The sequence below is a fragment of the Mameliella sp. MMSF_3455 genome (genome assembly GCF_030733205.1).
Lineage (GTDB): Bacteria > Pseudomonadota > Alphaproteobacteria > Rhodobacterales > Rhodobacteraceae > Antarctobacter.
Genome location: NZ_JASHJL010000010.1, coordinates 82765 through 103609 on the forward strand (window position 1 = coordinate 82765; position 20845 = coordinate 103609).

A 20845-nucleotide genomic window follows, 5' to 3' on the forward strand; every position below is an offset into this window, starting at 1 on the left:
GTCAGCGGTAGGTGCGCTCCTCCATCGGCGTGGCCTCGATGGCTTCCAGCAGGGCGGCCAGCAGCAGGTCCTCGGCCCGGTTCTTGACGGCCTTTGGGTTCCAGACCACATGCACGTCGATGGCGGGCAGGTCGGTGTAGGGGGGCAGTTGCCACAGCAACCCGTCGTGTACATCGCGCGCCGCCACATGGACGGGCAGGGGGCCGATGCCCAGTCCGGCGATGATCATCCGCCGCACCTCTTCGAGATTGGTCGAGACGCCGGTGATCCGCTGGCCCAGGTCGGCCTGGGCCCGCATCAGCGTGACGGGCCGCAGCACATCCTGCAGCCGGTCGGTTTCGAAACTGACGGACCCCAGCCCCGCAAGATCGCTGATCGACAGGTCGTCCCGGCCGAAGAGCGCATGTTCCGGCCCGCAGAACAGGCCGAAATACTCGCGGTAGAGGCGCCGATATTCCAGCTTGGGGCTGTGATCCCGCACCAGGCAGATGGCGAAGGACGCGCGCTTGGCAAGGACCTCGGCGATGGCCTCGGCGCTGGAACGGACCTCGATCGACAGGCTGGCGCGGGGATGAGAGCGGTGGAACGCGGCCAGTGTCTGGTCAAAAACCGGGCAGACGACGTGGCTGGCCACCTCGATCTTGACGTGGCCCTGCACCTCGTCCGTCAGTTCGCGCACCAGGGTCGACAGGCGCAGGACAGAGCCATTGATTTCCACCGCTTCGCGGTACAGCAGGCGGCCCGCATCGGTCAGCTGGAAATGCCCCGGTGACCGGTTGACCAGCTTGCGGCCGATCCGGTCCTCAAGCCTTTGAAGTGCCGCGGAAACAGAGGGTTGCTTCAGCCTCAGTCGCTGTGCCGCCTCGGTGATCGAGTGACTGTCCGCCAGCACCACGAAAGTACGCAACAGGTTCCAGTCCAGCTCGCGTGCAATACGCTCTGGTTCATAGCGCGGATCGCTTGCGGGATCGGCTGGGGTCATAGGCTGTGCCTATAGTCATCATTCTGCATATCTATTTGATCTATGATTGTCCGCTTCGCATGGTTTCCGCAAGTCTCCAGACACGAGGAAACGCATGTCCGTCGAAGCCCGTGAGGCGCGCCAACCCTGGATCCTGCTGGCCCCGGCCATCAGCGCGGTCACTCTGCTGCTTCTGGTGCCGCTGATCTTCATCGTGGTCTACAGCTTCTGGCTGCGCACGGCCACAGGCGCCGACCAGGTCGGCTTTTACCTCGACAACTGGCGCGAGGCGCTGACCGACCGCTTCTACCGCGACATCCTGTTCAGCACCCTGCGCATCGCTGCGATCACCACGATTGTCTGCGCCCTGATGGGCTATCCGGCGGCCTATTTCATCGCGCGGTCGCGCGGCAACAAGGTGCTCTTGCTGCTGCTTCTGATGCTGCCGTTCTGGATCAGCTACATCATCCGCACGATGAGCTGGATCAATATCCTTGGCGTCTCGGGCGCGCTGAACACGCTGCTTATGAGCGTGGGCATCATCACCGAGCCGCTGAACATGCTTTACAACGAGACCACGGTGATCCTCGGTCTCGTGCATTTCCTGCTGCCCTTCATGGTGCTGAACGTCTTTGTCAGCCTCGACGGCATCGACACCAATCTCGAGGATGCCGCAAATTCGCTGGGTGCAACCAAGTGGCAGTCCTTCATTCAGGTCACGCTGCCGCTGTCGCTGCCCGGTCTCGCAGCGGGCGGGCTGCTTTGTTTCGTGCTGGGCGCGGGGACTTACATTACGCCGCTGGTGTTGGGCGGGCCGCGTGACGCCATGTTCGCCAACCTCGTCTTCGAGGCGATCATCACGCAGCTCAACTGGCCGCTGGGGTCTGCACTCAGCCTGATGCTTCTGGTCGTGCTGGGGGCTCTGGTCATGATCTACAACCGCTATCTGGGCATGGCGCAACTGATGAAGGGGCTGGGCTGATGCGCTGGGGATGGCACCTGATCCGCCTGTGGAGCCTGCTTGTCTACGGTTTCATGTTCCTGCCAGTGGCCGTCGTGGTTCTGCTGAGCTTCAACGCCAGCCAGTTCGGCAGTTTTCCGATGACGGGCTTTTCCTTCCGCTGGTTCGTGGAGCTGTGGAACAACGACGCGATCATGCGCGCCTTTCGCACCTCTATCGTTCTTGGCCTGATGACGGCACTGATCTCGACCACCTTGGGGGTCTTGGCCAGCCTCGCGCTGGTCCGGTACAAGGTGCCGGGCGCCAACATGATCTCGACCCTTCTGATCGCGCCCATCCTGGTGCCGGAAGTGGTGCTGGCGGTGGCGCTCCTGCTGTTCCTCAACTTCCTCGGCCTGCACAAGAGCTTTGCCCTGCTGCTGTTCGGCCATGTGATCTTTACGCTGCCCTTCGTGATCCTCGTGGTCCAGGCGCGATTGGTTTCCATCCGCCGCGACGTCGAGGAAGCGGCGATGAGCCTTGGCGCCAGCCCGGTCCAGACCTTCTTTCAGATCACGCTGCCGCTGATGATGCCGGCGGTGCTGGCGGGGGCGCTCTTTGCCTTCACCATCAGCTTTGACGACATCACCGGCACGCTTTTCTGGAAACCCGGCGGGGTGGAAACCGTGCCGACGCAGATCTTTGCCATGCTGCGCAATTCCATCAGCCCGGAAATCAACGCGCTTGGCACTGTCATGATTGTCATGACGGTCGGTCTGCCCCTGATCGGGGCGGCGATCGCACGGCAACTCGCCCGCAAGAGCGGCACATAGAACCGCCTGCATATCCACGACCCGACAAGGAGATGAAGATGACACGGAAAATCGACGACACGACACGTTATGAACGCCTGCGCGAGCGCTACATGAACGGTGGGCTGGACCGCCGCAGTTTCCTGGGCCTTCTGGGCGCCGCAGGCACGGCCTACGGCCTTGTGACACCCTACCGCGCCTTGGCACAAAGCGTCAGCCAGGTCCGGTTCGACGGCTGGGGCGGCGTGGTCTCCGAGGCGCTGCGCGCCAATGCCTTCGACCCGTTCACCGCGAAAACCGGCATCGAGGTGGTCGACGGCACGTTCGGCGGCGGTGACGAATACCTCAGCCGGGTCAAGGCCAGTCAGCCGGGCGAATACAACATCGCCCACCTGTCGGGCGTTTTCGACTACGCGCGCTATCACGGGCTGGGCCTGACCACCAAGCTGAACGAGGAAAGGATCCCCAACCTGCAGTTCGTGATCCCCAAGCTGGTCGACGTCTTCCGGAACGTCACCGACGGATCGCTCAGCTGCGTGCCCTATGATTACGGCACCACCGGGCTGGCCTATAACCGCAAGTACATCTCGGACGAGGAGATGCAGGAAAAGGGCGCCAAGATCCTGATCGACGAAGCCCACAAGGGCAAGATCGGCGGTTGGTCCGACTGGCGCACGCGGATGTGGTATGCCTCTCTGCAGACCGGGCAGGATCCGAACGGCGTCACCGACGAAGAGGCCTGCTGGGATGCCGTGCGCCAGCACCGCGACCTCGCGCTGAAATACTGGGGTTCGGGCGCCGAGCTGATGAGCCTTTTGGCCGAGGAAGAGATCCACGTCACCGAGGGCTGGTCCGGCCGCATCTACGCCCTGCAGGAACAGGGGCATGACATCGGCTACATGGACCCGCCCAACGGCTTTGGCTGGCAGGAATGCATGTTCGTCATCAAGGGCTCGCCGCTGGAGGCCTGCGAGGAACTGCTGAACTTCATGCTTGATCCGGCGACCTCGATCGCCGTGGCCGAGGGGCAGAGCTATCCGCCTGCACTGGACCCCCAGAAGGTCGACCTGGGCGACAAGATCCCGACGCTGCCTGCCTTCGACCCCACGGGCACGCTGGATGGTCTTACCTTTGCCGATCCGGACTACTGGAACGGCCACGAGGCCGCCTGGTCGAAGACCTTCGGCCGTGTCCAGAAGGGCTACTGACCCCAAGCCAACCTGCCTGCCCCGGCCAGCGTGTCGGGGCGGGCGCCCCTCTGTCGCAGGACCTTGCCCATGAGTACCGTCACCCTGGACAATATCGTCAAGCGGTTCGGCACCTTCACCGCCGTGCATCCGACCAACCTGGAAATCCCCGAGGGCACCTTCCTGACGCTGCTCGGACCATCGGGCTGTGGCAAGACGACCAACCTGCGGATGATCGCCGGCCTGCTGGACCCGACCGAGGGCGAAATCCGCATCGGCGGCAAAAGCGTGAACAACGTGCCGATCCACAAGCGCAACCTTGGCATCGTGTTCCAGAACTACGCCCTGTTCCCGCACAAGAGCGTGGCCGACAACGTGGCCTTTGGCCTGAAATACCGCGATGTGCCCGCCTCCGAGATCCCGGGGCGCGTGCAAAAGGCGCTGGACCTGGTGCAATTGCCCGATGTGGGTGGCCGCTACCCCAAGGCACTGTCGGGCGGTCAGCAACAGCGTATCGCGCTGGCCCGCGCCATCGTCATCGAACCGGACGTGCTGCTGCTGGACGAACCGCTGTCCGCACTGGATGCCAACCTGCGCGAGGACATGCGCGTGGAGTTGAAGCGCATCCAGGACCAGATCGGTGTCACGACCGTCTTTGTCACGCATGACCAGTCCGAAGCGCTGGCCATGTCCGACCAGATCGTCGTCATGAGCGCGGGCCGCGTCGAACAGGTCGGCACGCCGGAAGAAGTCTATAATCGCCCAGCCAGCGAATTCGTCGCCAATTTCCTGGGCGCCTCCAACATCATCGAGGGCAAATGCACCGGCAAGGATGCAGAGACGGCTGCGCTAGATGTGCCGGTGTTCGGCCATGTGCCGGTGCCCGCCGACAAGGCGCCGCAGGTCAGCGAAGGCGCTGCCAAGCTGGTGCTGCGGGCCGAGAAACTGCAATTGATGCCGCAGGGCGCGGACACGACCGGCATGGTCACATCCGAGGCGGTGGTGGAAACCGTCGACTACCAGGGCCAGACCGTACGCTATTTCATCCGTGCCGGTGATCGCCAGTTCCAGGCGATCAACATGATCGACGGTCATCCCTTTGCCGAAGGCACGACAGTGACAGCAGGGTTTCGGCCCATCGATTGCGCTGCATTGCCGGGGTGACGGGATGAGCAAGCTTTTCTACCAGGGCCGCGGGCGCAAACCGGTGCTGGACCAGGCCCGCGGCGTCTACATGTGGGACAAGAACGGGCGCCGCTATCTTGACGGGTCGTCCGGCGCGATGGTCTGCAATATCGGTCATTCCAACGAACATGTGCTGGCGGCGATGCAGCGCCAGATGGAAAAATCCACCTTTGGCTATCGCCTGCATTTCGAGACCGAGGCCTCGGAGAACATGGCCGAGAAACTGGCCGGGAAAATGCCCGAAGGGCTGGACCGCGTGTTCTTTGTCTCTGGCGGGTCCGAGGCGGTGGAGAGCGCGATGAAACTGGCGCGGCAATACGCGCTGGCGGCGGGGCAGGGCAGCCGGTGGAAGATCATCTCGCGCACGCCCTCCTATCACGGCTGCACTTTGGGGGCGCTGGCAACCACGGGCTACACCACGCTGACCGCGCCGTTTGAACCCATGATGCGGATCATGCCCAAGGTGCCGGCGCCGCGCGCCTATCTCGACGGGCTGGACCCAGAGGACGCGGCGACGGGGCGGCACTATGCCGACATGCTGGCCCAGAGGATCGAAGAGGAGGGCCCGGACAGCGTGCTGGCCTTCATCGTCGAGCCGATCGGCGGTGCTTCGACGGGGGCGCTGGTCTCTCCGCCGGGTTATCTCGAACGGGTACGCGAGATCTGCGACGCCTATGGTATCCTGCTGATCCTCGACGAGGTCATGACCGGGGCGGGGCGCACCGGCGCCTTTCTGGGGGTCGATCACTGGGGCGTGCGGCCCGACATCGTGGTTCTGTCCAAAGGGATCGGCTCTGGCTATGCGCCTCTGGGCGCGATGGTGGCCGACAGGCGGCTGGTGGATCCCGTGCTGGACGCGGGCGGGTTTGCGCATGGGTTCACCTACGCGGGCAACCCGCTGGCCTGCGCGGCGGGCCTTGCCGTTCTGGAAGAGATCGACAGGCAGGATCTTTGCGCCAATGCCGCCGCGATGGGGGAAAAACTGCTGGCGCGGCTGAACGGCTTGATGCAACGCCACGACATCATCGGGGACGTGCGCGGCAAGGGCCTGTTGACCGCCTTCGAGTTCATGTCGGACCGGAGCACAAAGGCGCCCCTGCCGAAACACCTGAACGCGCATCAGCGGTTCGTGGACATCGCCTATGACAAGGGGTTGATCGTCTATTCGCGTCGCACGCGCGACGGGCTGGAAGGGGATCACATCCTTGTCTGCCCGCCGCTGATCCTGAACGAGGGGCATATCGACGAGATCATCGAGGGGCTGGATGCGTCCCTTGTCCAGTTTGCACATGAAATCGCACCCGCGATGCAGGCCGGATGACATGAGCAAGATCCTCATCACCTGCGCTGTCACCGGCTCGATCCATACGCCGTCGATGTCGCCCCACCTGCCGGTGACGGCGGATCAGATCACGGAACACGCCGTTGGCGCGGCAGAGGCCGGGGCATCGATCCTGCACCTGCACGCCCGCGATCCCGAGACCGGGCAGCCCTCTGCCGACCCGGCGCATTTCATGGCCTTCCTGCCGCGGATCAAGCAGGCGACAGGCGCGGTCCTGAACATTTCCACCGGCGGCAGCGCGGTGATGACGCTGGACCAGCGGCTGGCCGCGCCCAGGTTGGCCGAACCAGAGATGTGCAGCCTGAACATGGGGTCGATGAACTTTGCTCTTTATCCTGCGGCGGCGCGGATCGACGAATGGAAACATGACTGGGAACAGCCGTTCCTGGAAAACTCCGACGACCTCGTCTTCAAGAACACGCCGCGCGACATCGCAGGCATCCTGCAGACGATGGGCAAGGAGCGCGGCGCGCGGTTCGAGTTCGAATGCTACGACCTGAGTCACCTCTACATGCTGCGCCATTTCGCGGATCGCGGATTGGTATTGGCGCCATTCTTCATCCAGTTCGTCTTTGGCGTGCTGGGGGGCATGGGACCGGACCCGGAGAATCTGACCCACATGAAGACCATCGCCGACAAGCTGTTCGGCGAGGATTACATGTTTTCGGTTCTGGCGGCCGGGCGGCACCAGATCCCGCTGACCAGCATGGCCGCTGCGATGGGGGGGCATGTGCGCGTCGGGCTGGAAGACAGCCTGATGATCGCGCGCGGGCAACTGGCGCGGAGCAATGCCGAGCAGGTGGCCAAGATCCGCCGCATCGTCGAGGACATGGGCCGCGAGGTAGCCACGCCGGAGGACGCCCGCCGAATGCTGGGGCTGAAGGGCGCGGACAGGACGGCGATCTGATGGGATTGACGATCAGGACGGCCGCGCGCTCTGACGTGGAGCGGCTCGACCAGGCGCTTGCCGCCCTGGCGCGGGACCTGGGTGATACCTACAACGCCTCGCCCGAGGCTCTAGCGCGTGCGGGCTGGGGTGAGGTTCCGGCCTTTCGCGCCCAACTGGCCGAGGAGAGCGGCGCGATGGCCGGGCTGGCGCTCTACTCGCCGGGGCTGTCCACGGTGCGCGGCGGTGCGGGGCTCTATGTCTCGGACCTCTGGGTGTCGCCTGCCCAGCGATCCGGAGGGCTCGGACGGCGGTTGCTGGCCGCGGCCTATGCCGACGCAGCGTCGGCTTGGGGGGCTTGCTTCCTGCGCCTGCAAGTCTATGACCGGACCCCCGCGGCGCGCCGTTTCTACGACCGGCTGGGATTTGTCCCCGCCAAGGGTCACACCGATTTGTTCTTGGATGAGGCCGGATGCGCGGCCCTGGAAGGAGAGCGATGAAAGCCGTCTTTGACGACCGACAATGGCGCCATGATCCCAAGCATTTCATGGCCAACGGGGCGATCATGCCCAACCCTGAGCAACCGCGCCGGATCGAGGTGCTGAAGGCCGCCGCCGAAGAGGCGGGCTGTGCGTTTCAGCCGCCGCAGGACGCGGGCCTTGGCCCCATCGCGGCGGTGCATACCCCCGAGTACCTGACCTTTCTCGAAAGCATCTACACCCGCTGGCGCCGGATCGAGGGCGCGGGCGAAGAGGTGATCCCCAACGTCCACCCGGCCAACCGCACCGATGGCTATCCCAAATCCGCCGTGGGTCAGGCCGGCTATCACCAGGCCGACACCGCCTGTCCCATCGCCGAAGGCACATGGCAGGCGGCCTATTGGTCCGCGCAGAGCGCCATCACCGGAGCCGACCTGATCGCCAGTGACGAACGCGCCGTCTATGCCCTGTCGCGCCCGCCGGGGCACCATGCCTTTGCGGACCTGGCGGGGGGCTTCTGCTTCCTCAACAACTCGGGCATTGCCGCCGAACGCTTGCGCGGCTGGGGTTTCCGCCCCGCGATCCTTGATGTGGACGTGCACCACGGCAACGGCACGCAGGGCATGTTCTATGACCGCGACGACGTGCTGACCGTATCCATTCACGCCGATCCGGCGCGGTTCTACCCGTTTTTCTGGGGCCACGCGCAGGAACGCGGCGCGGGCCGGGGGATGGGCTGCAACCTGAACCTGCCGCTGGCGCGCGGCACGGGGGACGCGGATTTCCTCAAGACGCTGGACACGGCGCTGGGGCGGGTACGCAGCTTTGGCACTGATGCGCTTGTTGTGGCCCTGGGCCTCGATGCCTCGATCGACGATCCCTTTCAGGGGCTGGCGGTCACGCAGGACGGTTTTGCCCGCATTGGTGCTGCCATCGCCGCCACCGGCCTGCCCGTGCTGTTTGTCCAGGAGGGCGGATACCTTTCGGACACGCTGGGCGCGAACCTGACCAAAACCCTGACCGGGTTTCAGGAGGGCGCGTGACAACCTCGGACGTGATCGTGATCGGCGGCGGCATCGCCGGGATCAGCGCAGGCGCGGAACTGGCCGCGGACATGTCGGTGACCGTGCTCGAGGGTGAGCGCCAGATCGGTTATCATTCCACGGGCCGATCTGCGGCGATCTTCATCCGCAACTATGGCAATGCGACGCTGCGGGCACTCAACGCGGTGTCCGCGGGCCTGATGGAACGGCCCGAGGGCGTGTCGGACAGCAGCCTGCTGTCGCCGCGCGGCGAGATGATGGTGGCCACCGAGGACGAGGTGGCCACGCTGGAGGACTACTGCGCCGGGGCCCAGGGCCTCGAACGACTGAGCGCCGCGCAGGCGGTCGAGTTGGTGCCGATCCTGCGGCCCGAACTGATCGCCGCGGCGGTGATCGAGTGGGACGCGCAGGACATCGACGTGGACCGGATGCTGAATGGCTACGCGCGGTTGCTGCGCGGCCGGGGCGGCCGGATCGAGACAGGCGCCCAGGTGACGGAGATCCGGCGCGAGGGATGGCAGTGGGTCGTCACCGCCGGCACGCAGGATTACCGCGCGCCGTTGATCGTCAATGCCGCCGGGGCCTGGGCTGCGCAGGTGGCGGACCTGGCTGGCGTCCGCACCATCCCGATGCATCCCTTGCGGCGCTCGGCGGCGATCCTGCCCGCGCCGGAGGCCCATGACGTCACCCGCTGGCCTCTCTTCGTCTCGGCATCCGAGCAGTGGTACGCCAAACCCGAGGCAGGCAAGCTGATGGTCAGCCCCGCCGACGAGGACCCGGTGGAACCTCATGACGCTTGGGCCGACGACATGGTGCTGGCCGAGGGACTGCATAGGTTCGAACAGGCGGTCACGATGCCCGTTACCCGTGTCGAACATACCTGGGCGGGGCTGCGCAGCTTTACACCGGACCGGACGCCGGTTGTCGGCCACGATCCCGATGAACCGAGCTTCTTCTGGCTGGCGGGCCAGGGGGGCTATGGCGTGCAGACCGCGCCCGTGCTGTCCCGCGTCACCGCCCGGCTTGTCACTGACACGGCCCCACCCGTTTCCGACACCGTCATCGGGGCGCTGTCCCCGGCGCGGTTTTCTTCCTGATCCCAAGAGGCAAGACATGACAGAGATCACACGAAGCCATACCGGCCCGCGCATGAGCCAGATCGTGACGCATGGCGATACGATCTACCTGGCGGGCCAAGTCGGCACCGCTGGCGCCAGCGTCACGCAGCAGACGCTGGATTGCCTGGAAAAGATCGACGCGCTTCTTGCCGAGGCCGGGTCGGACAAGACGCGCATCCTGCAATGCGTGATCTGGCTGGCGGACATGGGCGACTTCGCCGAGATGAACGCGGTCTGGGACGCCTGGGTGCCAGAGGGCCACGCGCCCGCCCGCGCCTGTGGCGAGGCCCAGCTGGCGACGCCGGACTACAAGGTCGAATTCATCGTCATCGCGGCGAAGGCCTAGACCGGGGCCGTCTCTGACCCTGCCAGCAGTGCCTTGCTGTGGCTGGCGACATGTTCCACGAACAGCCGGACCTTCGGGTCCTGCAGTTTCTTGTGCGGATAGAGACAACCAAAAATCATCGGCAAGGGCGGCGTGTCGGGCAGAACCTCGATCAGCCGCCCGTCTGCCAGGTGATGGGCAACGTCAAAGCGGGGCTTGTTGACGATCCCGCACCCGGCCAATGCCCAATCGGTGAGAACGTCGCCATCGTCGGCATCGAACCGTCCCCGAACCTCCAGTTTCAGGGGACCTCCGGCGGTGTTCAGCGTCCAGAAATACTCGGGCGAGCGTGGATAGCGCAGCAACAGGCAGTTGTGGTTCTGGTTCAGCAGATCCTCGGGCTGCATGGGAGTGCCCGCCGTGCGCAGGTAGTCCGGCGAGGCGCAAAGCACGCGGGCGCAATCGGCGATCTTGCGCAGCTTCATGTTGCTGTCCTTGGGCGCACCGATAAAGAATGCCACGTCCTGACCGTCTGCCAGAATGTCGACTCGCCGGTCCGACAGGCGCATCCGCACTTCTGTTTCCGGGTAGGAATCGGTGAAGGCGGGCACCAGCGGTGCCACGATCCGGCGACCGACGCCAAGGGGCGCCGTCACGCGCAGCGCGCCGCGCGGGGTGTCGGAAAAACTGGCCACCCGTGCCTCGGCGGTCTCCAGCGCCTGCAACACCCTGCGGGCCTCTTCGTAAAAGACGCGGCCCACCTCTGTCGGCGTGATGGATCGGGTGGTCCGATTGAACAGCCGAACGCCCAGGTGGCGCTCCAACTCCTTGATTCTTTTGCTGGCCACCGCCGGGGTCAGGCGCAGATCGCGCCCGCCCGATGTGATGCTGCCCAGTTCCGTGACGCGGACAAAGACTTGCAGGCTTTCAATGTAGGACATGACGTTACCCCCCGGGCAAGACCCGTCGCAGCCTTGCAGGCCCGGGGGTCATTATCAACATCCTGTTGAAAGTATTTGCCGCTTGCGGATGTTTTTTGAGGCTAATGCAAGCTGTAGCCTTCCTGGCAACCCCGCAATCCAGCGAGTCTTCAGGGAGGAAGTCATGCCGCACCGATCCGAGATCCGATTCATTCTGAACGGGCGCGATGTTTCCATCAGCGACGTCGGGGCAGATCGCACCCTGCTGGATTTCCTGCGGTTGGACCGTCGCCTGACCGGCACCAAGGAAGGCTGCGCCGAGGGCGATTGCGGTGCCTGCACGGTTCTGGTGGGCCGCCTGACGCGGGATGGCCTGCGCTATGACCCGGTCAACGCCTGCATCCGCTTTTTGGCCTCGCTGGATGGCTGCCATGTCGTGACCGTCGAACATCTTGCCGGGGCGGATGGCGGATTGCACCCGGTGCAACAGGCGCTTGTCGATCATCACGGCAGCCAGTGCGGGTTCTGCACCCCGGGGTTCGTCATGTCGCTCTACGCGCTTTGGATGGCGGTTCCCGAGCCGACCGAGGCGCAGGTGGAAACGGCGCTTCAGGGCAATCTCTGCCGTTGCACGGGCTATGCGCCGATCATCCGCGCTGCCGTTGCGATCAGCCGCTATGGCTCTCCTGCCGCCGACCCGATCGCCCGTGAACGCGAAGAGATCACCGCCCGCCTGACGGCGCTGCGCGACGGTCAACGGGTGGAGACCGGCCCCGAGGACAACCGCGCGATCCTGCCGGCGGATGTGGACGATCTGGCCGCCTGCCTGCTGGATCATCCGGAGGCGACCATTGTCGCCGGAGCAACGGATGTGGGCCTTTGGGTGACCAAATTCCTGCGGCCCATCGGCCCGGCGATCTTCACCGGGCACCTCGAGGGGCTGAAGGCGGTCGAGATCCGCGATGACGCGCTCTGGATCGGGGCGGGGGCCAGCTACACCGAATGCCAGGATGAACTGACCGGGGCCTTTCCGCATCTCGCCGGTTACTGGGACCGGATCGCAGGTTGGCAGGTGCGCAACATGGGGACCGTGGGCGGCAATATCGCCAACGGCTCACCCATCGGGGACACGCCGCCGGTGCTGATTGCGCTGGGGGCAGAGATCACGCTGCGCAAAGGCGATGCCCGCCGCGTGCTGCCGCTGCAGGAGTTCTTTGTCGATTACGGCAAGCAGGACCGGCAGGCGGGCGAATTCGTCGAGGCGATCCGCGTGCCGCTGCCGCAACCCGGCCAGCGACACGCAGCCTACAAGATTTCCAAGCGCCGGGACGAGGATATTTCCTCGGTTGCGGCGGGCATCCGCGTCACGGTCGAAGAGGGCCGGATCACCGATTGTCGCATCGCCTTTGGCGGCATGGCAGCGACGCCGAAACGGGCCGCCAAGGCCGAAAACGCGCTGCTTGGGCAGGTCTGGTCCGAAGAGGCATTCGCCAAGGCGGCCGCCGCTCTCGCGCAGGATTTCACGCCGCTGAGCGACTGGCGCGCCTCTGCCGACTATCGCAGCCTTTCGGCAGGCAACCTTCTGCGCCGGTTCTTCCTTGAAAACGACGCGGCGACGGATGCGCCCGTGCAACTGACCACCGCCTGAGAGGGGACAGATCGATGAAAGACGCCGTGACCATCACCGGCACCGTGCATCAGGACCGTATCCACGACAGCGCCACCAAGCATGTCACCGGGCGTGCCGACTACACCGACGATATCGCGCTGCCCGAGGGCACACTGCACGCCTACCTGGGTGTTTCGGACGTGGCCCATGCCACGTTGAAGGGCATCGACCTGACCGCCGTTCGGGCGGCGCCCGGCGTCATCGGCGTGTTGACCGCCGACGACATTCCGGGCGTCAACGACATCAGCCCCACGGGCCGCAACGACGAGCCGGTCTTTCCCACGGAAAAGATCGAGTTCCACGGCCAGCCCTTGTTCGCGGTGATCGCCGAAACCCGCGATGCAGCTCGACGCGCGGCAACGCTGGCCAAGGTGGACTACGAGGTTCTGCCCCATGCGCTGGATCCGCAGGCGGCCATGGATGCGGGCTATCCCCATGTCACCCTGCCGCTAAAGCTGGAACGCGGCGACGTGGAGGCCGGGCGTCAGGCGGCAGTGCATCGGATCAAGGGCCGGATGCAGGTCGGTGGTCAGGACCACATGTACCTCGAAGGCCATATCGCCTGCGCCATTCCGGGAGAGGACGATGACGTGCAGGTGCATTGTTCGACGCAGCACCCCTCCGAGGCGCAGCACATGGTGGCCCATGTGCTTGGCGTGCCCTCCAATGCGGTCACGGTGAACGTGCGGCGCATGGGGGGCGGGTTCGGCGGCAAGGAAAGCCAGATGAACCTGTTCTGTGCCATCGCCGCCGTGGCCGCGAAGAAATGGAACCGCGCCGTCAAGATCCGCCCCGACCGCGATCAGGACATGACCGCCACGGGCAAGCGCCATGACTTTGTGATCGACTATGACGTGAGTTTTGACGACGGAGGCCGAATACAGGCGGTCGAAGGCAGTTTCGCAGCGCGCTGCGGCTACTCGTCCGATCTTTCGGGGCCGGTCACCGACCGCGCGCTGTTCCATGCGGACAACGCCTATTTCTATCCCCATGTGCGCCTGACCTCGCGCCCGATGAAGACGAACACGGTCTCCAACACCGCCTTCCGGGGCTTTGGCGGGCCGCAGGGCGTGGTTGCCGCAGAACGCATCATCGAGGAAATCGCCTATGCCACGGGGCAAGACCCGCTGGATGTGCGCAAGGCCAATTTCTATGGCGGAGAGGGGCGGGACGTGACCCCCTATCATCAGCAGGTCGAGGACAACATCCTGGACCGGCTCGTGACTGAACTGGAGGAAAGCGCCGAGTATCGCCGCCGCCGTGCAGAGATCGTCGACACCAACCGAACGTCGCCGGTTCTGAAAAAGGGCATCGCGCTGACGCCGGTGAAATTCGGCATCTCCTTTACAGCGACGCATTACAATCAGGCGGGCGCCTTGGTGCATGTCTACAACGACGGGTCCATCCACCTGAACCACGGCGGGACAGAGATGGGTCAGGGGCTGAACACCAAGGTGGCGCAGGTGGTGGCCGATGCCTTCCAGGTGGATTTCGAACGCATCAAGATCACCAGGACCACGACCGAGAAGGTGCCCAATACTTCGGCCACCGCGGCGTCTTCGGGGTCGGACCTGAACGGCATGGCGGCGCTGAACGCGGTCGAGCAGATTAAGGCGCGGCTGGTGGAGTTCGCCGCCGAGAAATGGGGCGTCGCGCCGGAAGAGGTGCGGTTCCTCGCCAATCGGGTGCAGATCGGGGACGAGGTTCTGTCCTTCGATGCGGTCATCAAGGCCGCCTACATGGCGCGGGTCCAACTTTCGGCGGCCGGGTTCTACAAGACCCCCAAGATCCACTGGGACCGCGACAAGGGGCAGGGGCGGCCGTTCTACTACTATGCCTATGGCGCCGCCTGTTCCGAGGTGACGATCGACACGCTGACCGGGGAATACCGGATCGACCGCACCGATATCCTGCATGACGTGGGCCGCTCGCTGAACCCGGTGCTGGACAAGGGGCAGGTCGAAGGCGCCTTCGTGCAGGGCATGGGCTGGCTGACCAGTGAGGAACTCTGGTGGGACGACGCGGGCCGTCTGCGCACCCATGCGCCTTCGACCTACAAGATCCCGCTGGCCTCGGACCGGCCGCGTATCTTCAACGTGAACCTCGCGGATTGGTCTGAGAACCGCGAACTGACGATCAAGCGGTCCAAGGCCGTGGGCGAGCCGCCCTTCATGTTGGGCATCTCGGTCTTCGAGGCGCTGTCGATGGCGGTGGCCTCGGTTGCCGATTACCGCGTCTGCCCGCGTCTCGATGCCCCGGCCACGCCGGAACGCGTGCTGATGGCCGTCACCCGTCTGCAGGCCGGGGGGTGAGCCGATGGCATCCGCAATCACGTCATTGGCGGAGTTCCTTGGCGCGGAAGGCGCAGTGATCCGTGTGGAGCTGACGCGGGTGCGCGGCTCTTCTCCGCGCGGCGAGGGTACGGAGATGTTCGTCGCCGCCTCCGGCCTCTGGGGCACGATTGGCGGCGGCCAGTTGGAATACCGGGCCATCGAAACGGCGCGCGGGATGCTGCGTGACGGCGTTCTGAGCCGAACGTTGGACCTGCCGCTGGGACCCGAGATCGGGCAATGCTGTGGCGGGCGGGTCGAAATGGGTCTGACGCGGCTGCGCGCCTCGGACAGGCGCGCGGCCATTACCCGCGAGGCGCGCGCCAAGGACAGCCGCCCGCATGTCTACGTTCTGGGCGCGGGCCATGTGGGCCGCGCACTGGCCGACCTGTTCCAGCACCTGCCGGTCACCTGCATCGTGATCGACACGCGGCCCGAGGAAATCGCGCTCTGCACTGCGGAGGTCGACACGCGTGTCCGCGCGATCCCCGAGATCGACATCATGACGGCCCCGGCGGGCAGCGCCTTTGTCGTGCTGACGCATGATCATGCGCTGGACTTCCTGCTGACCGCCGCCGCTCTGGAACGCGGTGACGCGGCCTATGTCGGCATGATCGGCTCTGCCACCAAGCGGGCAAAATTCAGGAACTGGATGCACCGGAACTGCGAGGCCGGTGACATCGACACATTGATCTGCCCCATCGGGGCAAGCGGTAGCCGCGACAAGCGGCCCAGCCTGATCGCCGCCTTCGTGGTGGCCGAAGTCATGGCTGAATTGACCTCTGAACCTGCCGCGACCTGCCCAGAGAGGGCAACCCAGGCGGCCCGAAAGGGCCATCACCAAGACCAGGAGGGACTGACGGCCTGACACCGGGCCGTGGAGCTGGTCACATCGGAGGAGGAAACCGTCATGGACGGTGCAAGCTACACCTACAGGCTGTTCACACGCAGCGATTTCAGCGCCTTCTGGGCGTTGTTCACCGACAATCTCGTGAATCTGCTGATCCTGTCTGGGGTCTGCCAGTTCGTGTTCCAGATGCCGGCCGAGATCGTCTATGGCCGCATCGTACCGGGCGCGGCGGTGGCCATCCTGGCTGGGGTCGCGGTCTATACTGTCATGGCGAAATGGGCGGCGACGCGGCAGGGCCGCGACGTGACGGCCTTGCCCTACGGCATCTCCACCCCGGTGATGTTCGTCTATCTCTTTGGCGTCATCGGCCCGATCTACTGGGCGACGCAGGATCCGCTGCTGGCATGGCAGGTGGGCATCGGCGCAGGCTTCATGGGCGGGATCGTCGCGGCGCTGGGCGCCGTGGTCGGTCCCTTCCTCAAACGCATCACGCCGCGCGCGGGGATGCTGGGGACGCTTTGCGGGATCGCTCTGGTCTTTATCGGGTCGGTGCCGCTGGCAGAGATCTTTGAAAACCCGGTCATCGGCTTCACCTCGCTGCTGTTCATCCTCTGGGGGCTGATCGGACGCTTTCGCCTGCCGGGCAACGTGCCTGCGGGGCTTGTGGCCATCGGCGCCGGCACCGTGATCGCCATCGTTCTGGGGGAGGCAAAGTTCGATTTCTCCGACGTCGGGGCCTATCCGCCGGTGCCCTATCTCGGCGACATGATCGCGGGTATCCAGTACCTGTTCGCCAACCCGGAACTGTTCCTGGTGCTGATCCCGGTGCAGATCTACAACTTCATCGAGACGATGAACAATGTCGAGAGCGCCGAGGCCGCCGGGGACAGCTATCCCGTGGGCCTGTGCCAGGTGACGGACGGGGCGGGCACGATGATCGGCGCGGTCTTCGGCTCTCCCTTTCCGACCACGGTCTACATCGGCCACCCGGCCTACAAGCGACTGGATGCCCACGCAGGCTATATCGTCGGCGTCGCTGTCGTGATCGCGGCCGCAGCCTTTCTGGGCTTCCTGTCGTTCTTGGCCGGGTTGATCCCGATTGCCGCCGCCGCCCCCGTGCTGGTCTTTGTCTCGGTGAGCCTCATCACAAACACCGCATGGTCGATCAAACCGATGCACATGGCCGCCGTGTCCTTTGCCATCCTGCCGCATATCTCGGAGTTCCTGATGGTCAAATGGGGGTCGCTGATGAACGCGTTGCGCAGTTCGGGCGTCGAGGGACTGCCCGCCCTGGGCGATGCGAACCTGACCGCCGCCCTGCTGATGGAAGGAGCGCATTACGAGGGGCACCTTGCGCTCAGCCAGGGGGCGATCCTGACCGGGCTGATCTGGGGCGCCATCGTTGCCGACGTGATCGACGCGCGGTTCCGCATGGCGGGGGCCTTTGCGCTGGCGGCTGCCGCGATGTCCTCGCTGGGGATCATCCACGCGCCGACCCTCCAGATGCCGCAGTTCGACGGGATCACCCTGGGCTACGTCATCATCGGGGCCTTTCTGTACCTCTACCCGCTCGTGGCCCCGAAAGAGGACCTGGAAGAGCGTGTGATCGTGCCGGATGAACCGGACATGATGGACGATATTCCGCCCGCGCAACGCGCTTGACACACCAAGGGGCGGCCTCAGAGGCCGCCCCGCCAACAGACGAGAAACCCCATGACAGAGACACTCTTGCGCGGCCGCATCCTGAGCTTTCACCGCGCCCCAGCGGATGGCAAGGATACCGACGCCTTTACCTACATCGAGGATGGCGCCCTGTGGCTACGGGACGGGATGATCGTCCGGCGCGGGGATTTCGACGAAGTGGCCAGGACGGCCCCCGGCGTGCCCGTGACAGATCACCGCCCGCACCTGCTGTTGGCCGGTTTCATCGACACCCATATTCATTTCCCGCAGGTTCAGGTGATCGCCTCCTGGGGCGCACAACTTCTGGATTGGTTGAACAGCTACACCTTCCCCGAGGAAACGCGCTTTTCCGATGAGGCGCACGCAGCGCGCATGGCGACGGCCTTCATGGATCAATTGGTGGCGCATGGCACGACCAGCGCCGTGGCCTTCTGTTCGGTGCATGGCACCTCGGTCGAGGCCTTTTTCACCGAGGCTGTGCGCCGCAACATGCGGATGCTGGGTGGCAAGGTTCTGATGGACCGCAACGCGCCCGATGGTCTGCGCGACACGCCGCAATCGGGCTATGACGACAGCACCGCGCTGATTGGCAGATGGCACGGCAAGGGGCGCTGCGGCTATGTGATCTCGCCGCGCTTCGCAATCACCTCGACGCCTGAACAGATGGAGATGGCGCAGGCGCTGGCGCAGGAAAACCCGACGTGCCCGATCCAGACCCACCTGTCGGAAAACCGAGATGAGATCGCCTACACGCTGGAGCTATACCCGCAGGCGCGCGATTATCTGGACGTCTACCAGGGCTACGGCCTGCTGCGGGACAACAGCCTGCTGGGCCATGCCATCCACCTGGAACCACGCGAGATCGACGCCTTGGCAGAGACCGGCGCGCATCCCGTGTTCTGCCCGACCTCCAACCTGTTCCTCGGATCCGGCCTGTTTGATCACGGCGGGCTGTCCGCGCGCGGGATCACCAGCGGGATCGCCACGGACGTCGGGGCGGGCACCAGCTATTCCATGCTGCAGACTCTGAACGAAGGCTACAAGGTGCTGCAACTGCAGGGCCAAGCCCTACACCCGTTGCAGGCCTTTGACTGGGCCACGCGCGGCAATGCCGAAGTGCTGGGCATGGCCGACAGGATCGGCACTCTGGAGGAAGGCTCCGAAGCGGATATCGTCGTGCTGAACGCCCGCGCGACCGGGGCGATGGCGCTGCGCATGGAGCGCGCGGAAACGCTCGCCGAAGAGCTGTTCATCCTTCAGGTCATGGGCGACGATCGGGCGGTGGAAGAGGTCTATGTAGCAGGGCAGGCGAGCAAGTCGCCGGGCGCACACTCCGCCCGGGTGGCGGCTTGACCTGGTATCAGTCGCGTTGCATCTGGTCGTAGACCAGCGTCAGGGAGACGAATGCGAACTCAATGCTGGCGACATGTTGCCCCGCGCAGAACTGCAAGGGGCAGCAGGAAAAAACATTCCTCACCCGAAGTGGCGCACACTCACCAAGCCCTTTGGACCGTTCTTGATTTTGACCTGCCACCAGATAATGTCATCATCGAGACACTGACGAAGCGCCTTCTGCGTCGGGTTCAGCGGGGCCCAATTTGTTACCGAGTCGTCGCCCCAAACCACTTCGTAGCTTTCACAAATGGATTTACATCTTGCGACGGCGTCGGCTGGTCCACTGAACTTGGGAGTTTCGCTGGCAATATCCACCCATTCCAGGGTGATAAGTTTTCCGACGTCTTCTGAATTTGGATCCGGTGAGGCCTTGACTGACACATCTGTTGTGGTTGACTTGACGATGGCGCCAAAACTTGTAGATGGCGAGCAGTGTCCAACGATGTCCAATGCGAATTTCTGGACATCCTCTAGGGTTTCCTTTTCAAATCCGTCGAAATAACCTTGCAGATCTTTTAGGAGGAAATTGGAGGGAGCGAGAGAAATTAGTGGGTAATCATTAAATCCTACATCAGCATCAATCCTTGAGTGGCAAATGGAGTTTGGGTGGGCGCGCCTTAGTAGACTTGTTTCGTATGGAGAATCATACCCGCAGGCGCTAACATTTGAGTCGTCAATCCGGCAAAAACGTGTCGTCTCGAACCCCTGAATTTTAGTTTGTGCGCGAGCATGGACCAAGTACTGAACGTTGTGGGTCCAGGCGGGGTTTCGAAGTTGTTCTTCTGTGTATGTGGCATAAGGTTCTCTTTTGTCGTAGTAGACCTTGTAAACCCTTTCTCTAATTTCATCGAACGTCGGCTCAATCACGGGTTGATAGGGGCCGGAACTGCTCCAGTTCCAGAGATTGTCACAGGCAATCAGCACTTGTTTCATGCCGTATCGTTCCCGGGATCGAATGCCGTAGACGTCGATCATCCACTTCCCCGCCTTGTCAACGGTGTCGATGTAAAAAAAGTTCTGCCCCTCATATATCATCATCTGGACAAGTATGTCGGTCGAGATTATGGGAATTGGCGAGTTCTGGTGAGTTTGCGACCCCAATTCTGTCAAGCGCTGCAATACATCCGTGGACAGGTCAAAACCTTGGCTTACTGCGTCCGCGCTGTACGTTTGCGTCTCGTCAACTGTCAGGCTGGGCCGATGGAAGCCAAGGGTGGCTGTGTAGTGCATGCGACGGTTGAATTCCCGCCCGTCCAAGCCTTTCTTCGTTCCGAACATAAACAGAACTGCACAGGCTGATAAGCAAGACGAATCCTGGCGCAGAACCGTGCCCACACCAAGGTTTCGAATTTCCTCCGCAAGCCGCAGCGCTTCGGCGATGCTTCCGCCCGGGCTATCCAGGCAGATGGTCTGCCCGCTTGTGAACTGGGACTCTTCCGGGTAGGCCCGTTCATAGGCATCGCGGAAACGATCCAGATCTCCGGGTTGAATCTGACCGGTGAGTAAGATGCCACAGTCGCGCCCCTCTACCAACTCGAAGTCAGCCGCGAAAAGTTGCATGGGGAAAAGGAAAAACAACAAAGAGAGAAATCTCGACATAATAGCTCTCATCGAATTTCTTGGTGATCGGAGTGTGACATTGGCTCCTTTCCAAGTCCAGTATTCCGCTCTGAAGTAAAGTGCCCCTGACGAGTCAGGTTGATCCAAACTTTGCCTTTCG

Annotated in this window: 18 protein-coding genes; 15 read left to right on the forward strand and 3 right to left on the reverse strand. The window is 63.9% G+C overall.

The genetic code is table 11. The annotated features are described in order from the left end of the window. Position 1 precedes the first annotated feature (1 nt). On the reverse strand, positions 2 to 982 hold the full coding sequence (locus tag RBB42_RS09725) for a LysR family transcriptional regulator (RefSeq protein ID WP_305969568.1): 981 nt from the start codon (positions 980 to 982) through the stop codon (positions 2 to 4). A 94-nt stretch (positions 983 to 1076) separates the two neighbouring features. On the opposite strand from RBB42_RS09725, the gene RBB42_RS09730 reads away from it, so the two are divergent. The 10 genes from RBB42_RS09730 (at position 1077) to RBB42_RS09775 (ending at position 10299) form a co-directional block, all read left to right on the forward strand. After that, the gene (locus tag RBB42_RS09730) at positions 1077 to 1943 is read left to right on the forward strand and encodes an ABC transporter permease (RefSeq protein WP_305969567.1); all 867 of its coding nucleotides are present in this window, start codon (positions 1077 to 1079) and stop codon (positions 1941 to 1943) included. Next, a complete protein-coding gene (locus RBB42_RS09735; RefSeq protein ID WP_305969566.1) occupies positions 1943 to 2734 on the forward strand; it encodes an ABC transporter permease in 792 nt (263 codons plus the stop codon). Before RBB42_RS09730 ends, RBB42_RS09735 begins: the two co-directional genes overlap by 1 nt. Positions 2735 to 2772: 38 nt before the next feature. After that, positions 2773 to 3921, forward strand: coding sequence for an ABC transporter substrate-binding protein (locus RBB42_RS09740; RefSeq protein WP_305969565.1), 1149 nt, complete (start codon positions 2773 to 2775; stop codon positions 3919 to 3921). Between the two features lie 69 nt (positions 3922 to 3990). Continuing rightward, entirely contained in the window at positions 3991 to 5064 is a 1074-nt protein-coding gene (locus tag RBB42_RS09745; protein WP_305969564.1) for an ABC transporter ATP-binding protein, read from the forward strand. A gap of 4 nt (positions 5065 to 5068) precedes the next feature. Beyond that, positions 5069 to 6406 (forward strand): aminotransferase family protein, encoded by a 1338-nt coding sequence (locus tag RBB42_RS09750; protein ID WP_305969563.1) that lies wholly within the window; start codon positions 5069 to 5071, stop codon positions 6404 to 6406. 1 nt (position 6407) lies between these two features. Continuing rightward, positions 6408 to 7334, forward strand: a complete 927-nt coding sequence (gene kce, locus RBB42_RS09755) for a 3,5-dioxohexanoate:acetyl-CoA acetone transferase (protein ID WP_305969562.1) — start codon at positions 6408 to 6410, stop codon at positions 7332 to 7334. Then, entirely contained in the window at positions 7334 to 7813 is a 480-nt protein-coding gene (locus RBB42_RS09760; RefSeq protein ID WP_305969561.1) for a GNAT family N-acetyltransferase, read from the forward strand. Before kce ends, RBB42_RS09760 begins: the two co-directional genes overlap by 1 nt. Continuing rightward, entirely contained in the window at positions 7810 to 8835 is a 1026-nt protein-coding gene (locus tag RBB42_RS09765) for a histone deacetylase family protein (RefSeq protein ID WP_305969560.1), read from the forward strand. The genes RBB42_RS09760 and RBB42_RS09765 overlap by 4 nt, the downstream gene beginning before the upstream one ends. After that, a complete protein-coding gene (locus tag RBB42_RS09770) occupies positions 8832 to 9932 on the forward strand; it encodes an NAD(P)/FAD-dependent oxidoreductase (protein ID WP_305969559.1) in 1101 nt (366 codons plus the stop codon). Before RBB42_RS09765 ends, RBB42_RS09770 begins: the two co-directional genes overlap by 4 nt. Positions 9933 to 9948: 16 nt before the next feature. Beyond that, on the forward strand, positions 9949 to 10299 hold the full coding sequence (locus RBB42_RS09775) for a RidA family protein (RefSeq protein ID WP_305969558.1): 351 nt from the start codon (positions 9949 to 9951) through the stop codon (positions 10297 to 10299). Here the strand turns inward: RBB42_RS09775 and RBB42_RS09780 are convergent. Further along, positions 10296 to 11219, reverse strand: a complete 924-nt coding sequence (locus RBB42_RS09780) for a LysR family transcriptional regulator (protein ID WP_305969557.1) — start codon at positions 11217 to 11219, stop codon at positions 10296 to 10298. The two genes, RBB42_RS09775 and RBB42_RS09780, sit on opposite strands and share 4 nt — an antisense overlap. A gap of 163 nt (positions 11220 to 11382) precedes the next feature. Between RBB42_RS09780 and xdhA the strand changes: the two genes are divergently transcribed. The 5 genes from xdhA to guaD are packed head-to-tail and all read left to right on the forward strand — an operon-like array spanning position 11383 to position 19083. Continuing rightward, complete coding sequence (gene xdhA / locus RBB42_RS09785; RefSeq protein WP_305969556.1) at positions 11383 to 12846, forward strand: xanthine dehydrogenase small subunit; 1464 nt, start codon at positions 11383 to 11385, stop codon at positions 12844 to 12846. A 14-nt stretch (positions 12847 to 12860) separates the two neighbouring features. After that, positions 12861 to 15179, forward strand: coding sequence for a xanthine dehydrogenase molybdopterin binding subunit (gene xdhB, locus RBB42_RS09790; protein ID WP_305969555.1), 2319 nt, complete (start codon positions 12861 to 12863; stop codon positions 15177 to 15179). A 4-nt stretch (positions 15180 to 15183) separates the two neighbouring features. After that, positions 15184 to 16065, forward strand: coding sequence for a xanthine dehydrogenase accessory protein XdhC (gene xdhC / locus RBB42_RS09795; RefSeq protein WP_305969554.1), 882 nt, complete (start codon positions 15184 to 15186; stop codon positions 16063 to 16065). A 42-nt stretch (positions 16066 to 16107) separates the two neighbouring features. Next, a complete protein-coding gene (locus tag RBB42_RS09800; protein ID WP_305969553.1) occupies positions 16108 to 17709 on the forward strand; it encodes a xanthine/uracil/vitamin C permease in 1602 nt (533 codons plus the stop codon). Positions 17710 to 17760: 51 nt separating this feature from the next. Next, entirely contained in the window at positions 17761 to 19083 is a 1323-nt protein-coding gene (gene guaD, locus RBB42_RS09805) for a guanine deaminase (protein ID WP_305969552.1), read from the forward strand. A 120-nt stretch (positions 19084 to 19203) separates the two neighbouring features. Here guaD and RBB42_RS09810 read toward each other — a convergent pair whose 3' ends face one another. After that, positions 19204 to 20724: a COG3904 family protein gene (locus RBB42_RS09810; protein ID WP_305969551.1), complete on the reverse strand. Its 1521-nt coding sequence runs from the start codon at positions 20722 to 20724 to the stop codon at positions 19204 to 19206. Positions 20725 to 20845: the final 121 nt, after the last annotated feature.

Excerpts from the sequence above, each read along its gene's own strand:
- RBB42_RS09725 (WP_305969568.1), bottom strand. The coding sequence starts at position 982 with ATGACCCCAGCCGATCCCGCAAGCGATCCGCGCTATGAACCAGAGCGT.
- RBB42_RS09730 (WP_305969567.1), top strand. The coding sequence starts at position 1,077 with ATGTCCGTCGAAGCCCGTGAGGCGCGCCAACCCTGGATCCTGCTGGCC.
- RBB42_RS09735 (WP_305969566.1), top strand. The coding sequence starts at position 1,943 with ATGCGCTGGGGATGGCACCTGATCCGCCTGTGGAGCCTGCTTGTCTAC.
- RBB42_RS09740 (WP_305969565.1), top strand. The coding sequence starts at position 2,773 with ATGACACGGAAAATCGACGACACGACACGTTATGAACGCCTGCGCGAG.
- RBB42_RS09745 (WP_305969564.1), top strand. The coding sequence starts at position 3,991 with ATGAGTACCGTCACCCTGGACAATATCGTCAAGCGGTTCGGCACCTTC.
- RBB42_RS09750 (WP_305969563.1), top strand. The coding sequence starts at position 5,069 with ATGAGCAAGCTTTTCTACCAGGGCCGCGGGCGCAAACCGGTGCTGGAC.
- kce (WP_305969562.1), top strand. The coding sequence starts at position 6,408 with ATGAGCAAGATCCTCATCACCTGCGCTGTCACCGGCTCGATCCATACG.
- RBB42_RS09760 (WP_305969561.1), top strand. The coding sequence starts at position 7,334 with ATGGGATTGACGATCAGGACGGCCGCGCGCTCTGACGTGGAGCGGCTC.
- RBB42_RS09765 (WP_305969560.1), top strand. The coding sequence starts at position 7,810 with ATGAAAGCCGTCTTTGACGACCGACAATGGCGCCATGATCCCAAGCAT.
- RBB42_RS09775 (WP_305969558.1), top strand. The coding sequence starts at position 9,949 with ATGACAGAGATCACACGAAGCCATACCGGCCCGCGCATGAGCCAGATC.
- RBB42_RS09780 (WP_305969557.1), bottom strand. The coding sequence starts at position 11,219 with ATGTCCTACATTGAAAGCCTGCAAGTCTTTGTCCGCGTCACGGAACTG.
- xdhA (WP_305969556.1), top strand. The coding sequence starts at position 11,383 with ATGCCGCACCGATCCGAGATCCGATTCATTCTGAACGGGCGCGATGTT.
- xdhB (WP_305969555.1), top strand. The coding sequence starts at position 12,861 with ATGAAAGACGCCGTGACCATCACCGGCACCGTGCATCAGGACCGTATC.
- xdhC (WP_305969554.1), top strand. The coding sequence starts at position 15,184 with ATGGCATCCGCAATCACGTCATTGGCGGAGTTCCTTGGCGCGGAAGGC.
- RBB42_RS09800 (WP_305969553.1), top strand. The coding sequence starts at position 16,108 with ATGGACGGTGCAAGCTACACCTACAGGCTGTTCACACGCAGCGATTTC.
- guaD (WP_305969552.1), top strand. The coding sequence starts at position 17,761 with ATGACAGAGACACTCTTGCGCGGCCGCATCCTGAGCTTTCACCGCGCC.
- RBB42_RS09810 (WP_305969551.1), bottom strand. The coding sequence starts at position 20,724 with ATGTCGAGATTTCTCTCTTTGTTGTTTTTCCTTTTCCCCATGCAACTT.